This window comes from Streptomyces sp. NPDC001027 (assembly GCF_040299045.1).
GTDB lineage: Bacteria > Actinomycetota > Actinomycetes > Streptomycetales > Streptomycetaceae > Streptomyces.
Map to the genome: position 1 here is coordinate 37,559 of NZ_JBEPBI010000042.1, position 14,062 is coordinate 51,620.

General features: G+C 69.1%; 12 protein-coding genes and 2 pseudogenes. 4 read left to right on the top strand and 10 right to left on the bottom strand.

Annotation, left to right across the window (positions count from 1 at the left end):
* Window positions 1–10 precede the first annotated feature (10 nt).
* Entirely contained in the window at window positions 11–661 is a 651-nt protein-coding gene (locus tag ABT300_RS15015) for a helix-turn-helix domain-containing protein (RefSeq protein ID WP_351675128.1), read from the top strand.
* 418 nt (window positions 662–1,079) lie between these two features.
* Here ABT300_RS15015 and ABT300_RS15020 read toward each other — a convergent pair.
* From ABT300_RS15020 to ABT300_RS15065, 10 genes and pseudogenes are all read right to left on the bottom strand, one after another.
* Window positions 1,080–1,274, bottom strand: a pseudogene (locus ABT300_RS15020) (S-(hydroxymethyl)mycothiol dehydrogenase); the annotation flags it as partial.
* Window positions 1,275–1,304: 30 nt separating this feature from the next.
* Window positions 1,305–2,507 carry an allantoate amidohydrolase gene (locus ABT300_RS15025; RefSeq protein WP_351675131.1) on the bottom strand — a complete coding sequence of 401 codons (1,203 nt, stop codon included), beginning with the start codon at window positions 2,505–2,507 and terminating at the stop codon, window positions 1,305–1,307.
* Window positions 2,500–2,937, bottom strand: a complete 438-nt coding sequence (locus ABT300_RS15030) for a HutD/Ves family protein (RefSeq protein ID WP_351675151.1) — start codon at window positions 2,935–2,937, stop codon at window positions 2,500–2,502. The genes ABT300_RS15025 and ABT300_RS15030 overlap by 8 nt, the downstream gene beginning before the upstream one ends.
* Window positions 2,938–2,947: 10 nt before the next feature.
* A complete protein-coding gene (locus ABT300_RS15035; protein WP_351675133.1) occupies window positions 2,948–4,126 on the bottom strand; it encodes an NAD(P)/FAD-dependent oxidoreductase in 1,179 nt (392 codons plus the stop codon).
* Window positions 4,126–5,469: an FMN-binding glutamate synthase family protein gene (locus tag ABT300_RS15040; protein ID WP_351675135.1), complete on the bottom strand. Its 1,344-nt coding sequence runs from the start codon at window positions 5,467–5,469 to the stop codon at window positions 4,126–4,128. Before ABT300_RS15040 ends, ABT300_RS15035 begins: the two co-directional genes overlap by 1 nt.
* 11 nt (window positions 5,470–5,480) lie before the next feature.
* Window positions 5,481–6,173 (bottom strand): GltB/FmdC/FwdC-like GXGXG domain-containing protein, encoded by a 693-nt coding sequence (locus ABT300_RS15045; protein ID WP_351675137.1) that lies wholly within the window; start codon window positions 6,171–6,173, stop codon window positions 5,481–5,483.
* The gene (locus ABT300_RS15050) at window positions 6,170–7,081 is read right to left on the bottom strand and encodes a class II glutamine amidotransferase domain-containing protein (protein WP_351675139.1); all 912 of its coding nucleotides are present in this window, start codon (window positions 7,079–7,081) and stop codon (window positions 6,170–6,172) included. The genes ABT300_RS15045 and ABT300_RS15050 overlap by 4 nt, the downstream gene beginning before the upstream one ends.
* Before the next feature lie 30 nt (window positions 7,082–7,111).
* A complete protein-coding gene (gene glnT / locus ABT300_RS15055) occupies window positions 7,112–8,443 on the bottom strand; it encodes a type III glutamate--ammonia ligase (RefSeq protein ID WP_351675141.1) in 1,332 nt (443 codons plus the stop codon).
* A gap of 354 nt (window positions 8,444–8,797) precedes the next feature.
* A pseudogene (locus tag ABT300_RS15060) lies at window positions 8,798–10,184 on the bottom strand (NAD(P)/FAD-dependent oxidoreductase); the annotation flags it as partial.
* 20 nt (window positions 10,185–10,204) lie between these two features.
* Window positions 10,205–10,465: a UBP-type zinc finger domain-containing protein gene (locus ABT300_RS15065; protein WP_351675153.1), complete on the bottom strand. Its 261-nt coding sequence runs from the start codon at window positions 10,463–10,465 to the stop codon at window positions 10,205–10,207.
* Between the two features lie 259 nt (window positions 10,466–10,724).
* Here ABT300_RS15065 and ABT300_RS15070 point away from each other — a divergent pair, with 259 nt between their 5' ends.
* The 3 genes from ABT300_RS15070 to ABT300_RS15080 all read left to right on the top strand — a co-directional run bounded on the left by ABT300_RS15070 (window position 10,725) and on the right by ABT300_RS15080 (window position 13,997).
* On the top strand, window positions 10,725–12,224 hold the full coding sequence (locus ABT300_RS15070; RefSeq protein WP_351675143.1) for a cytochrome P450 family protein: 1,500 nt from the start codon (window positions 10,725–10,727) through the stop codon (window positions 12,222–12,224).
* A 198-nt stretch (window positions 12,225–12,422) separates the two neighbouring features.
* A complete protein-coding gene (locus ABT300_RS15075) occupies window positions 12,423–13,607 on the top strand; it encodes an IS701 family transposase (protein WP_351675145.1) in 1,185 nt (394 codons plus the stop codon).
* Between the two features lie 180 nt (window positions 13,608–13,787).
* The gene (locus tag ABT300_RS15080; protein ID WP_502977942.1) at window positions 13,788–13,997 is read left to right on the top strand and encodes a transposase; all 210 of its coding nucleotides are present in this window, start codon (window positions 13,788–13,790) and stop codon (window positions 13,995–13,997) included.
* The last annotated feature ends 65 nt before the right edge of the window (window positions 13,998–14,062 follow it).

Genomic DNA, 14,062 nt, shown 5'->3' on the forward strand with positions numbered 1-14,062 from the left:
GGGTGTACTTATGGGAGAAGAATCGAACGCGCTGCTGCGCAACGTCGGCACGGCACGCGACCGCCATGCCGACGAGCCGATCGAGACGCTCGAGCTCGAGGCAGCGATCGCCCGCAACGTGCGTGAACTGCGCCATCAGCGCGGGCTTTCGGTCACCGACCTGGCGGCCAAGGTCGGTATCTCCAAAGCGATGCTTTCCAAGATCGAGAATGCCCAGACCTCGTGCAGCCTCAGCACGCTCTCCCTGCTGGCCAAAGGCCTCGACATTCCAGTGACCTCACTGTTCCGCGGAGCTGACGCCGAGCGCCCGGCCTCCTATGTGAAGGCGGGGCGAGGCACACCGATCGTTCGCAACGGCAGCCAGGTGGGGCATGACTACAAGCTCCTCGGATCCCTTCGCGGTGAGCACAAGCGCCTCGAGTGCCTGCTCGTGGCTCTCACCGCGAAGAGCCAGACCTATCCACTCTTCCAGCACCCCGGCACCGAGTTCATCTACATGCTGGAAGGCGTGATGGACTATGGCCACGGACGCAGTGTCTACCGCCTCAAGCCGGGCGACGCCCTGATCCTCGACGGCGAGGGAGCCCACGGCCCCGTCGACCTCGTGGACCTACCGATCCGCTTCCTCTCCGTGATCGCTTTCCCCGACGGCACCAACTGAGGCCCCCATCCAGGTTGCTGCGGACGGCAGGAACCTCAGTCCAGCAGAGACGGTTCGGGGCTCCTGCCCGTCGCGGGGCAGACGGAAATGTGACGACAGGGCTTGGAACGAGTCGCGTTCGGCGCCGATGGTGGTGTCCTCGCCGTGTCCGGTGTGGACGACGGTCTCCTCGGGGAGGGTGAAGAGGGCCGTGCGGATGGACTCGAGGACGGGCCGGTCGGGGTAGGACTGGCCGGTCGTGCCGGAGCCACCCTTGAACGGGGTGTCTGCGGTGAACACGCAGCCCAGGTCGGGGCGTGGAGGCAGCAGACCGCGCCGCGGGCGTGCTCGGGTGTGTTCGGGATCCGCAGTGTCGTTCCGGCGACCTCGATGGAGCTGCCCGTCGGTCGGGTCCTCGTCCCAGGGCGCGCCCTGCTCAGCCCACCCCGGCGGCACGTGCCGCCGGGTTGACCTTGGTGCACTGCCCGGCCGCCACCGGGGTCTTCTCCTCGAATGCCCTGATGCCCAGGGCATTCGACAGCTCAGTGCCGGCGTCCGGCCCGTCGGCCGACGCCATCTCCCGGGTCGCGTTGCGTCTGTTGAAGCAGTACTTGGCGCCGCGGCGGCACGCCCGGCCCTCCCGCCCTTGGGCTGCGCGTCCGTCTCACCGGCAGAGCAGTGTCTGAAAGCTGTCGGCGAGCGCCGTGGCGCCGATCTCGGCGTCGGCGTCCTCCACCTGCTCGGCGGGGGCGTGCGAGACGCCGGTTGGGTTGCGTACGAAGAGCATCGCGGTCGGCACGTGGTTCTTGAGGACGCCGGCGTCGTGGCCGGCGCCGGTGCCCAGTTGCGGCGCCGCGTCGAGCACGCCGGCGAGCCGGTCGCGCAGCCGTGGGTCGAAGTCGACGGTGGAGCTGAAGGACTCCTCGGTCATCTCCGCGGTGCAGCCCTCCTCCGAGGCGAGCTTGAGGGCGGCCCGCCCGACCTCGTCGACGAGGTGGCGGGTGACGGTGTCGTCGGGATGGCGTACATCGAGCCAGAGGTCCACCCGGGAGGCGATGACATTGGTGCCACCGGGCACGGGCACGAGCCGGCCGATGGTGGCTCGGGCGTCCGGGACGGCGCGGGCGAGGCGCCGCACCTCGGTCACCAGCAGCGCCGCGGCCACCATGGGGTCACGCCGGTCGGTCATGAGGGTGGTGCCGGCGTGGTTGCCCTCGCCGGACACGGCGATGCGCCAGCGCCCGTGCCCGAGGATCGAGGAGGCGACCGCGACCGGCCGGTCGAGGTCGACGAGGCCGCGCCCCTGCTCGACGTGCAGCTCGACGAAGGTGCCGATCCGCGCCAGCGTCTCGGGGTCGGGGCCGAGGTGTGCGGGGTCGAGGCCGTTGCGCCGGGCCGCCTCGGCGAAGGTGACGCCGTCGGTGTCGGTCAGCGACCGGGCCCGGTCGGGGTCGATCGCGCCCGTCAGGAGCCGTGACCCGAGGCAGGCCACGCCGAAGCGGGAGCCCTCCTCCTCGGGGAAGACGGCGATCGCGCGCCGCCCGGCGACGCCGCGGGCGTCGAGCTGGTCGAAGGCGACCAGCGACGAGGCCACGCCGAGGGGGCCGTCGTACGCGCCCCCGCCCGGGACGGAGTCGAGGTGACTGCCGGTCACGACGGCCCCGTCGCCGACGCCGCCGTGCCAGGCCCAGATGATGCCGTTGCGGTCGGTTTCGACGTCGAGCCCGCGCTTTTGCGCGTGGGCGACGAACCAGGAGCGCAGGTCGAGTTCGGCACCGGAGTAGACGGGCCGGGTGTAGCCGCCGCGCTGGGGGTCCGTGCCGACGTCGGCGATTTCGGCGAGCAGGGAGGAAACGGTGTCAGTCATCGGGTTCCTTGAAGAGTCGTACGTCGGCGGCCAGTTCGTCCAGCAGGACGGTGACGCCGGTCGGGAGGTGAGGAGCGGCCGCCGGCCGGAGGATCACCTCCGCCCGGCACGCGCCGCGTCGCGTCATCACGTTGAGCGCCCGGGTGGGCGCGTCGAGGGCCACCGTGACCGGTGCCTCGCCGGCGAACCGCGCCCGGTCGCCGGCCGCGAGCCGCCGCTGCCGCCCGTCGACCGTCAGCCGCAGGGGGCCGAGCGCGACGAAGAGGCGATCGAGCCCCGGGAACGTCGAGAACGGCGCGTCGTGGTCGAGATCGGCCACGCTGACGCGCCACAGGACCCGGCCGGACGCGTCCGTACCGGTCGCGAGCTCCCGGGTGGCTCCGGCACCGTTGCGCCAGGGGGTCGGGGCCACCCGGGAGGGGTCGAGCATCCCGGTCACGTCACCGCATCTCGCCGGCACCGACATAGGGGTGCAGGCTGTTCAGCGGCTTGCCCTCGGCGAACCGTTCGAGGCGGAAGTCCGAGGCGGGGATGTCGGGGTCGGTGCTGTCGCCCTCGAACACCAGGTCGGCGACGAGGTCGCCCACAGCCGGACTGATCTTGAAGCCATGGCCGGCGAAGCCGGCGGAGAGGATCAGGCCGTCGATGCCTCTGACCGGGGCGATCACGGGGTTCCAGTCCGGCGGGACGTCGTACACGCCGGCGTAGGTGTGGGTGACCGACGGGTCGGGGAAGCCCGGGAAGCGGTGCATCACCTTCTCCGCGTACGCCTCGATACTGGCCTCGGCGGCGATGTTGGAGTAGTTGTCGGGGTCGACGAACTTCTTCTGGAAGTCGGCGTGGTCGCTGTTGCCGACGAGGAACTGGCCCGCGCCCTCCAGCCGGCAGTACTGCAGGCTCACCAGGTCGGAGACGACCGGGAGGTCCGGCAGCGGCTCGCCGGCGTCGACGATGAGGAGTTCCGAGCGGTAGGCCTCGATCGGGAAGTCGATCCCGAGGTCGGCGAGCAGCTTCGCCGACCACCAGCCCGAGGCTACGACCACCAGATCGGCGTCGACCACCTCACCGCTGTCGAGCTGCACACCCGTCACCTTGTCGCCCGCGGTGAGGATGCGGGCGACGGGGGTGTTCTGCCGGATGCGCGCGCCGTGGTCACGGGCCACCTGCCCGTAGTGCAGGGCGAGTTGGGTGGCGTCCGCGAACCCGCCACGCGGTTCGTACGACGCCAGCGCGACGTCGCCGGTCTCCATCATCGGCCACAGCCCGGCCAGCTTGTCGTTGTCGATCAGGTCGACCTCGATACCGAGGCCCTGGTGCATGACGGTGTTGGCCCGGAGCGGCTCGGCGTTCTCCTCACCGACGATGACGGTGTAGCCGACCTGGCGGAAGCCGACCCGGTCGCCGAGTTCCTCGAAGACCGGCACGCTGCGCCACGCCATCGCGGCGATCGAGGGCACGCCGTAGTGCGCGCGGACGATCCCGCTGGACTTGCCGGTGCCGCCGCCGGCGAGCTGGTGCCGCTCCAGGACGAGCACGTCGGTGAGTCCGCGCTGCGTCAGTGCCCGGGCGATCGAGAGTCCGATCAGGCCGCCTCCGACGACCACTGCCTTCGTCGCCATCAGAACACCTGCCCGGGGATCCAGGAGGTACCCGCGAGCGGGACACGGGCCATGGCGGCCGCCTCGATGGAGGTGGCGACCATGTCCTCGGGTTCGAGGTGGGTGACGTGGGCCTTGCCGCAGGCGCGGGCGATCGTCTGGGCCTCCATGGTCAGCACCCGCAGGTAGTTGGCGACCTTGCGGCCGCCCTCCACCGGGTCGAGCCGCTGTTGCAGCTCCGGGTCCTGGGTGGTGATGCCCGCGGGGTCCTGGCCCGCCTGGAACTGGTCGTAGAACCCGGCCGCCGAGCCGAGTTCCTCGTACTCCGCGGCGTACTTCGGGTCGTTGTCGCCCAGCGCGATGAGGGCGGCGGTGCCGATGGCGACGGCGTCGGCGCCGAGGGCGAGCGCCTTGGCGACGTCGGCGCCGGAGCGGATCCCGCCGGAGACGATGAGCTGGACGCCGTCCGGCTTCTTGTGGACGCCGAGTTCCTGGAGCGCCTGCACCGCCTGCGGAACGGCGGCGAGGGTCGGGATGCCGACGTGCTCGATGAAGACGTCCTGGGTGGCGGCGGTGCCGCCCTGCATGCCGTCGACCACCACGACGTCCGCGCCGGCGTGCACGGCGAGCTTGACGTCGTAGTAGGTGCGCGAGGCGCCGACCTTGACGTAGACCGGCTTCTCCCAGTCGGTGATCTCGCGGATCTCGTTGATCTTGATGGTGAGGTCGTCCGGACCGGTCCAGTCGGGGTGGCGCGAGGCCGAGCGCTGGTCGATGCCGGCGGGCAGGTCCCGCATGCCCGCGACCCGCTCGGAGACCTTCTGGCCGAGCAGCATGCCGCCGCCGCCCGGCTTGGCGCCCTGGCCGAGGACGATCTCGATGGCGTCGGCACGGCGCAGGTCGTCCGGGTTCATGCCGTAGCGGTTGGGCAGGTACTGGTAGACCAGCGTCTTGGAGTGGCCGCGCTCCTCGGGGGTCATGCCGCCGTCGCCGGTGGTGGTGGAGGTGCCGGTGGCCGAGGCCGCGCGGCCGAGGGCCTCCTTGGCGCCTGCGCCGAGGGCGCCGAAGCTCATGCCGGCGATCGTCACCGGGATGTCGAGCCGGATGGGGTACTTGGCGTTGCGCGCGCCCAGCACCACATCGGTGCCGCACCGCTCGCGGTAGCCCTCCAGCGGGTAGCGCGACACCGAGGCGCCCAGGAAGAGCAGGTCGTCGAAGTGGGGCAGGGCACGCTTGGCGCCCCAGCCGCGGATGTCGTAGACGCCGGTCTCGGCGGCACGCTGGATCGCGGCGATGGTGGCCCGGTCGAAGGTCGCGGACTCGCGAAGGCCCAACCGGGCCCGGTCATCGGGGGTGAGGGTCATCGGGTCCTGCCTCAGTACTCGTTCTCGTGGGTGAAGTGGTAGAGAGTGCGGGCCGAGCCGTAGCGTGTGTACGACGCCGGGTCGTCGTTCTCGAAACCGGCCGCCTTGAGCAGGCCCGCCAGCTCCTCCAGGTGCTCGGGCCGCATCTCCTTCTCGACGCAGTCGGCCCCGAGCGACTTGGCGGTGCCGCGCAGGTAGATGCGGGCCTCGTAGAGCGAGTCGCCGAGCGCGTCCCCCGCGTCCCCGCGGACCACCAGACGGCCCTTCTGTGCCATGAAGGCACTCATGTGCCCGACATCGCCGCCGACGACGATGTCGATGCCCTTCATCGAGATGCCGCAGCGGGCGCCGGCGTCGCCGTCGATGACCAGCAGACCGCCGCGGCCGGTGGCCCCGGCCGACTGTGAGGCCGAGCCCGTGACACGGACGGTGCCGCTCATCATGTTCTCCGCCAGACCCTGCCCGGCGTTGCCGTTGATCAGGACGTCGGCCTGCTGGTTCATGCCGGCGGCGTAGTAGCCGAGGTGACCGTTGACGGTGACCTTGACCGGAGCGTCGAGGCCGACAGCGACGTTGTGGGCGCCGCGGGGGTTCTCGATCACGTACTTACCTTCGAGGCCCGCGGCGTGGAGTGCCTGGTTGACCTCACGCAGGGCCGTGGTGCTCAGGTCGAACACGGGCACTGCCTCGTCGGCGGAGCTCATGCCGACACCTCCTGGCGGTTCCAGTGGTAGATGACCTCGGGCTCGGGCTCCCAGATCCGGGCGTTCTCGACTCCGGGCAGATGGGCGAGGGCCCGGTACTCCGACGCCATCGCCACCCAGTCGCCGGTCTCGGCGATGACGGCCGGCTTGCAGGCGATGGCGTCGCGGACGACCGCGAAGCTGTCGCGGTTGGAGACCAGCAGGGTGTAGAAACCGTCGAAGGTCCGGGTCAGGTCGGTGAGCGCCTCGTCGACGCCCTTGCCGTCCGCGAGCCGGTGCGCGACGAAGCGGGCGCCGACCTCGGTGTCGTTCTCGGAGTCGAACTCGACGCCGACCGCCCGCAGGTCGCGGCGGATCGTGGCGTGGTTGGAGAAGGAGCCGTTGTGCACCAGGCACTCGCCCGGGCCCACGGCGTAGGGGTGCGCGCCCGACGACGTGACCGCCGACTCGGTCGCCATACGGGTGTGGCCCACGCCTTGCCAGCCCTGCGCCTTCGCAAGTCCCCAGCTCTCGGCCAGCGCCCGGGGGGAGCCGACGCCCTTGAGGACGGCGAGGTCCTCGCCGAAGCCGCCGACGAGGACGTGCGGGTAGACCTTCCTCGCGGCGGACAGCAGTACCTCCGAGTCGACGTCCGCGCTGGCGAGCACCACGTTGTCGACGGTGAGGGCCGTCACCTCGGTACCGGTCTCGGCGCCGAGCGCCGCCGCGACCGTCTCGCCGGGCACGTCGATGTCGATCAGTGAGACGGAGCCCCGGCCGCGCGGCGACCAGTCCTCGTTGCCGTAGACGGCGATGCCCGCCGAGTCCGCGCCGCGGTCCTCCATCTCGCACAGCATTCCGGTGAGCAGCTCACCGAGCCGGGAGTACAGCTCGGGGCTGCGCAGGTGCAACCCGACGATTCCACACATGAGTTGAGTCCCTTTCTCGGGTGACCGGCTTCAGAAGGCGGTGAGGTAGCGGTCGTGCTCCCAGCCGGAGACCGCCGCGTGGTAGGCGAAGAACTCGTCCTTCTTCAGGCTCGCGAAGTAGTCGGCGACCCCCGGGCCCGCGACGTCGAGGGTTCCCTTGACGATGTCGTCGGCCTCGAAGGCCTCGACGGCGTGCAGCAGCGTCAGCGGGAAGGGGGTTTCGGGACCGGTGCCGACCTCGCCGAGGGAGAGGCCACTGGCGATGCCGTCGAGGCCGGCGTCCACGGCCGCGGCGATGGCGAGATACGGATTGGCCGCGCCGTCGCCGCCGCGCAGCTCGATGCGCTGGTTGTCCGGGATGCGCACGTAGTGGGTACGGTCGTTGCCACCGTACGTCGGCAGTTTGGGCGCCCAGGTCGCACCGCTCGCACTGGAGGCGGCCGCGCCGGTCCGCTTGTAGGAGTTGACCGTCGGCGCGATCACCGCCTGCAGCGCGGTCGCGTGCTCCAGGATGCCGGCGACGAAGGAGTACGCCGTCTTTGACAGCCCCAGACCCACCGAGTCCTCGTCGCCCTCGCTGCTCGCCGGGAAGACCGGGGTGTCGGTCGCGGTGTCGCGCAGGGAGAGGTGGAGGTGGAGGCCGGAGCCGGTGCGGTTGGCGAACGGCTTCGGCATGAAGGTCGCGATCATGCCCCGCTCCTGGGCGAGCACGCTCAGCAGGTAGCGGAGGGTGACGACTCGATCGGCCGTCGTCAAGGCGTCGGCGTACTGGAAGTTCTGCTCGAACTGACCGTTGCCGTCCTCGTGGTCGTTGGCGTAGTTGCCCCAGCCGAGCCGGTTCATCGCGGTGCTGATCGAGGTCAGGTGGTCATACATCCGGGTGACGCCACGTGCGTCGTAGCACGGCTGGGCCGCGACGTCGTCGCTGTCCGCCGGGACCAGGGCACCCGCCGCGTCGCGTTTGAGGAGGAAGTACTCCACCTCGGCGCCGGCGTAGGGCGCGAAGCCGGCCACGGCCGCCTTGGCGATGACCTGCTTGAGGATCACGCGGGGAGCGAAGGGCCACGGCTCGCCCTCCACGTGGGGATCGCAGTGGACAATCGCCAGGCCCTCCTTGACGAAGGGGACAGGCGTGAAGGAGGCGACGTCCGGGATCGCCATCAGGTCGGGGTCCTTGGGCTCCTGCCCGATCGCGCCGACGGCGTACCCGGCGAAGCCGACACCCTCCGTCGCCAGCTCGTCGACAGCCTCGACCGGCACGAGCTTGGCACACGGCTTGCCGTTGAGGTCGACGAAGAGCGCCAGGAGGAACTTGGTGCCGCTGGCCTCACAGAGGGCGGCCAGGTCGAGGTTGTCGGTCATGATGACTCCTGAAGTTTTTGTTCACTGAAGTGAATCATCGTCTCCGCTGAGTAGACACAGTAGATGTTTCGACGTCGTTTCGCAGCAGTTAGGGTCACATCTCGTGAGCCCTGGATCCGGTCATACGGATCGCACGGCCGATGCGCATTGCGACGGCCGTGCGATGAGTCGCCTGTCGTGGACCGCGGCTCGTGTCGAGCCAAGGCTGCGAGGTTCACGCCGGGGCGATGTCCCCGTCCATGCGGCTTGCCGCGGGCGAGGATGCCGCCATGGCGGCAAGCGCACCGGTTGCCGGCGACAGCGCACCGGCTGGAGGTCGTACGCCGTCTCGGCGTGCGCCCTCCATGCCGAAGCCCACCGGGCGTCCACGGTCCTCGTGGTTCCCGACCGGTTGTCTCGCAAAGTCAGCCGCTCCAGGTGCTCCTTGCCCTCTGCGGCTGCCACCTCGGTACCGGGATGCACCGTGATGTTGTCGATGGCGTTGATCTGACTGATCAGATAGCTCGACATCGAACGGCTGAGATCGTCGCCGCGGATCAGGATGTGCACCTGCCGTGCGTAGCGGGAGAAGCGCACCGCGGCCTGCCCGGCGGAGTTGGCGCCGCCCACCACGTAGACGTCCTCCTGCTTGCAGCTGGGAGCTTCGCTGCGGGCGGCGCCGTAGAAGACGCCGCAGCCGGCCAGCTCCTCCAGGCCAGGCGCCGCGAGCCGCCGGTAGGAGACCCCGGTGGCCAGGATCACGCTCTGGGCGGTGATGGCGGACCCATCGTCGAACCGCAGCACCCGCGCGGACCCGGCCGGCTCCAGCGCCACTACCTCTCGGGTGTTCAGCAGCTCCGCGCCGAACTTCACCGCCTGGCGCCGGGCCCGGTGGGCCAGCTGGGCGCCGGAGACCCCGTCGGGGAAACCGAGGTAGTTCTCGGTACGGCTGCTCTGCCCCGCCTGCCCGCCGGTCGCCCGGCGCTCCACCAGGACCGTCCGCAGCCCCTCGGACGCCCCGTACACCGCCGCGCCCAGGCCCGCCGGGCCGCCGCCGACCACCACCAGGTCGTACAGCTCGGCGGCGGGCGCGGTACTCAGCCCGACATGGGTGGCAAGCTCCGCCTCCTTCGGTCTGACCAGGGTCGTCCCGTCGGCGGTGACCACCAGCGGCACCTGGGTGGCGGTGAGCCCGGCGGCGGCCAGCAGCCGGCCGCCCTCCGGCTCGTCGGCCAGCAGCCAGCGATAGGGCACGAGGTTCCGGGTGAGGAAGTCCCGCACCGCGAAGGACGGCGCCGACCAGCGGTGCCCGACCACCCGGACGTCGGACGCGGCCGGGTCCGGTGTCGCCTGCCACGCCTGAAGGAGGCTGTCGATGACCGGGTACAGGTGCTCCTCCGGCGGGTTCCACGGCTTGAGTAGATAGTGGTCGAGGTCGACCACGTTGATGGCGTCGATCGCCGCACCGTTGTCGGCGTACGCGGTGAGCAGCACGCGCCGGACGAGTGGGAAGAGGTCCATCGCGGCCTTACTGTAAGGAACTCGACGCCGTTCACCTTCGGCATCCGGTAGTCGGCGACCATCAGCGCGAGCTGCTCGCCGCGCAGCTTGAGCTCGCGCAGTGCCTCCAGGGCCTCCTCGCCGCTGTTTGCGCGCACCACCCGGTAGCGGTCGCCGTAGCGGCGTCTGAGGTCTCGCGCGACTGCGCGGGACACCGCGGGGCGTCGTCGACGGTCACGATCACCGGATTGGGAGTGTTCATGGAGCCCTCCTGAGCAACCGTCACACCAGTTGCTCGTCGATGAAGCACCAGCGCCAGTCCTCGCCGGATTCGAAGGACTGGATGACCGGATGGCCAGTCCTGCTGAAGTGAGCGGTAGCGTGTTTGCCCGGGGAACTGTCGCAACACCCGACGTGTCCGCAGGTCAGGCAGAGCCGCAGATGCACCCAGTGCCCGCCGATTGCCAGGCATTCCTCGCAGCCGTCCGGTGTACGTGCCGTCACCGCCGTGCTGGCCGGAAGGTGCTCGCGGGTAGCTGTTATGGGGATCCTCTCGGCCCTACAGGCCGACCTGGCTCGTCAGAACGATGTCGGTGAACCGCCGCCGCGCGTCGCCAGCCTCGCATCGTTCGCAACCAAGCTGAGGGGGAAGGATTTTTCCCCTGGTTGCTCGCGCCCTGGGATGGAAGCCTCCCTTTCAAAGCGCTCGCTCGCGGAGGAAATGTGGCGAATGGCAGCGCCTGTACGCATATCCCTTGGTAAAACCTTGAAACTTTAAGTTTCTGTGGATATACGTAGTCGTATGGACAAGATCGAGAGCGCGCCACCAGGCAGCCCGACGCTTGAGTCGCTCCCCGTGGAGCCACTGCTCACGGCCGAGTTCGACGCTAACCCCAGCGGGATCTACGAGCGGCTGCGCAGCACTTTCGGTTCCGTCGCACCTGTGGCGCTCATGGGTGTTCCAGTGTGGCTGGTTCTCGACTACAGGGAGGCTGTAGAGGTACTGCGGAACGACAGCCTGTGGCGCCGCGACGTTCGGCACTGGAGGGCGAGGAACGAGGGCTTGCTGCCGCGTGATTGGCCCTTCCTCTCAGGCTACGAGGTTCGGCAGACCATGTTCATGGACGGCGACGAGCACGTGCGCGCCCGGCGAACCCACCACTCTGCCCTTCGCCCCTTCATGAGCTGGGATACCCCCCAGGGGCGGGATTTGTGCCTGACCGTCCTCAGGCACGCGGATGGTCTCATCGCGACACTCGCCGCAGAGTCGGGTCCAGTGGGATTCGTTGATCTGTGTGCCCAGTACACCAGGCCGTTGCTCCTGATGACGACTGCGAATCTGTTGGGATTCCCCGGCGATCTCAGCGACGAACTGGTGATGGACCTGTGGCGGATGCTGGACGGCGGGCCCACCGCCGGACTGGCCACCAGCAGGGCCCTCACTGCCATGACCCGACTGTCCGCCCACCGCCGGGCGGCACTTGGCGACGATCTTACGTCGTACATGCTGCTCGCGGATCCCCAGCTCACCGACGAGCAGCTCGGGCGCGAGCTGTTCATGAACGCCGTATACCTCAACGACATCACCGGCTCTATGGTGCTGAACACCCTGCTCGAGGTGCTACGCGGCAATGACGCAGTGCGGCACAGCGCCTCGATCGGCTTGTTCAGCGAATCGGCCAACCGCGTCGCGCTCATCAATCCGCCGACTGCGAACATGTGCTTCCGCTTCGCCGCCCGCGATGTGAGGATGGGTAACTTCTGGATACGGTCAGGCGACGCCGTCTCGGTATCGGCCGCAGCCGCCCACCAAGACCTGCAGGCAATGACTTCCTCCAAGCTGTTCGCCCACGATCTCAGTACACGAGCGCATCTGGGATGGGGAGCGGGCCCGCACCAGTGCCCGAGCGCCGCCCGTGAACTGGCCAGCATGATCGTGACCACGGCAGTGGCCCGGATCTTCGAGCACTTCTCCAGGGTGGAACTCACGCTGCCCCCCGACCAATTGCCGTGGCGTTCAGGCCCGGTGGTGCGTGGGCTACGGCTGCTCCCGGTGCGCTACGAGTTGCGCAGCACTAAAAGGCCACAGCAGCCCACCGCCCGGGATTCTTGGGACGCCTACGTCACCCGGACGGAAGAGCCGCACACACAAGGTGGAGGCCAAGGGGTTGCTGTCAACACTACGAAGCCTGATAGTTCGTCGAAGGTGACGCACCGTTGTCTGGCGGGAGGGTCCTGCGACCAAGGACAGCCTGCTGATGACGCCCGTCTTCCCTTGCCCGGGCTCTGCCTGCCGGCGTGAGCAGACCGGTGTCCCATATGCCCTGACCAGCAGATCAGATTCGGCAGAACAGCCCTCGGACAGCCACACCGTCACCCTGGCCGCAACCGGTGAGCGCGCGGGACGAATAGCGGACCTGACCGCCCACTTCCGCAACACGGGCCAGTACTGCAACGGTGTTTACCGTGACTGCTGGCCAGGTGCGTCGTTGGTGTGGTTATGGGTGGGGACCTTGCTGATGTGTGTGCGTGGGCGAGGGAACTGGATGCGGTGCACGGGCGGTTCGTGCACCGGTTCAGCCGGTCGGAGCCGCGGGAGTCGGCGCTGGCCTATATGCGAGGGCTGATCGCTCCGTTGCAGCGCAAGAACGGCTGGACGCTGGCCGAGGAGGCGGGCCATGGTGGGCCGGACCGTATCCAGCGGATGCTGAACCGGATCGAGTGGGACGCCGACGAGGTCCTCGACGACGTGCGCCGCTACGTGGTCGACCACCTCGGTGACCGCGAAGCGGTGCTCATCGTCGACGACACCGGCTTCTTGAAGAAGGGCACCCGCTCGGCCGGGGTCCAGCGGCAGTACTCCGGCACCGCCGGACGCACGGAGAACTGCCAGATCGGTGTGTTCCTCGCCTATGCCACCGGCCGCGGACGCACGCTGATCGACCGGCGGTTGTATCTGCCCACGTCGTGGACGGATGACCGTGAGCGATGCCGGCGGGCGGGCATCGACGACAGTGTCGCCTTCGAGACGAAGGTGGTGATGGCCAAGGCGATGGTCCGCCGGGCCATCGCCGACAAGATCCCCTTCGGCTGGGTGACGGCGGACGCCGCCTACGGCTTCAGCAAGGGCTGGCGGTTCGAGCTGGAGCAGGCGGACGTCTTCCACGTCATGGCCACCACCCGGCACGACACTGTCGTCACCCGCTGGTCCATCGATCACCCCGTCCACGACCTCTTTCCCGGCCTGCCACGGCAGAAGTGGAAGCGCCGTTCCTGCGGTGAGGGAGCCCACGGCCGGCGGATCTACGACTGGGCCCGCGTCGAAGTGCGGCCCTGGCACCGCGAGGACCGTCGGCACTGGGTTCTCGCCCGCCGCAGCGTCAGCCGCCCCGAGGAGATCTCCTACTACATCGCCTACTGCCCGGCCGACACCACGCTGGACGAACTGATCCGCATTGCGGGCAGCCGCTGGGCCGTGGAGGAATGCTTCCAGACCGCGAAGCAGGAGTGCGGCCTGGACGACTATCAGGTTCGCCGTTATCCCGGCTGGCACCGCCACATGACCCTGGCCATGGCAGCCCACGCCTGCCTCACCGTCCTGCGAGCCCGAGAGCTGGACACAGAGAAAGCAGAAACGGATCCTCCCAGCTCATCCATCTCAGCCTCGCCGAGATCCGACGACTGATCACCCGCCTCACCGACCGCCGCCTCACCCCCATCGACCACATCCTGCACTGGTCGACATGGCGCCGACGACGCCAACACCAAGCACGCATCAGCCACTACAAACAACGCGGACACAGCCCCTGAAAACTGCCCAGCAATCAGAACAAGCTGGACTCCACAAATCTCAGTACAGCTCACCATCCCCGGCATCAACCAGGCTGTCGCCGAAGTGATCATCGCGGAGACCGGCGGCGACATGGCCAGGTTCACCTCCGCAAGGCACCTCGCGTCCTGGGCCCTGGGGTCTGCCCAGGCCACCACGAGTCCGCCAACGGCCCCCACCGGCCTTCGACAAGTCTCAGTGCCGCCGTCGCAACGCAGGCGAGCGGTGTGTGAAGCTTCCCCTTGATCGTGGACACCTGGAGACTGGGATCTGAGGTTCCAGAGGAAGCAGTGCCAGGTGGGAAGCATGTA

What these genes read in the sequence shown, in the direction of transcription:
- ABT300_RS15075 (WP_351675145.1), top strand. Translation starts at nt 12,423, where the DNA reads ATGGGTGGGGACCTTGCTGATGTGTGTGCGTGGGCGAGGGAACTGGAT.
- ABT300_RS15070 (WP_351675143.1), top strand. Translation starts at nt 10,725, where the DNA reads ATGGACAAGATCGAGAGCGCGCCACCAGGCAGCCCGACGCTTGAGTCG.
- ABT300_RS15015 (WP_351675128.1), top strand. Translation starts at nt 11, where the DNA reads ATGGGAGAAGAATCGAACGCGCTGCTGCGCAACGTCGGCACGGCACGC.
- ABT300_RS15040 (WP_351675135.1), bottom strand. Translation starts at nt 5,469, where the DNA reads ATGACCCTCACCCCCGATGACCGGGCCCGGTTGGGCCTTCGCGAGTCC.
- ABT300_RS15035 (WP_351675133.1), bottom strand. Translation starts at nt 4,126, where the DNA reads ATGGCGACGAAGGCAGTGGTCGTCGGAGGCGGCCTGATCGGACTCTCG.
- ABT300_RS15025 (WP_351675131.1), bottom strand. Translation starts at nt 2,507, where the DNA reads ATGACTGACACCGTTTCCTCCCTGCTCGCCGAAATCGCCGACGTCGGC.
- ABT300_RS15045 (WP_351675137.1), bottom strand. Translation starts at nt 6,173, where the DNA reads ATGAGCTCCGCCGACGAGGCAGTGCCCGTGTTCGACCTGAGCACCACG.
- glnT (WP_351675141.1), bottom strand. Translation starts at nt 8,443, where the DNA reads ATGACCGACAACCTCGACCTGGCCGCCCTCTGTGAGGCCAGCGGCACC.
- ABT300_RS15050 (WP_351675139.1), bottom strand. Translation starts at nt 7,081, where the DNA reads ATGTGTGGAATCGTCGGGTTGCACCTGCGCAGCCCCGAGCTGTACTCC.
- ABT300_RS15030 (WP_351675151.1), bottom strand. Translation starts at nt 2,937, where the DNA reads ATGCTCGACCCCTCCCGGGTGGCCCCGACCCCCTGGCGCAACGGTGCC.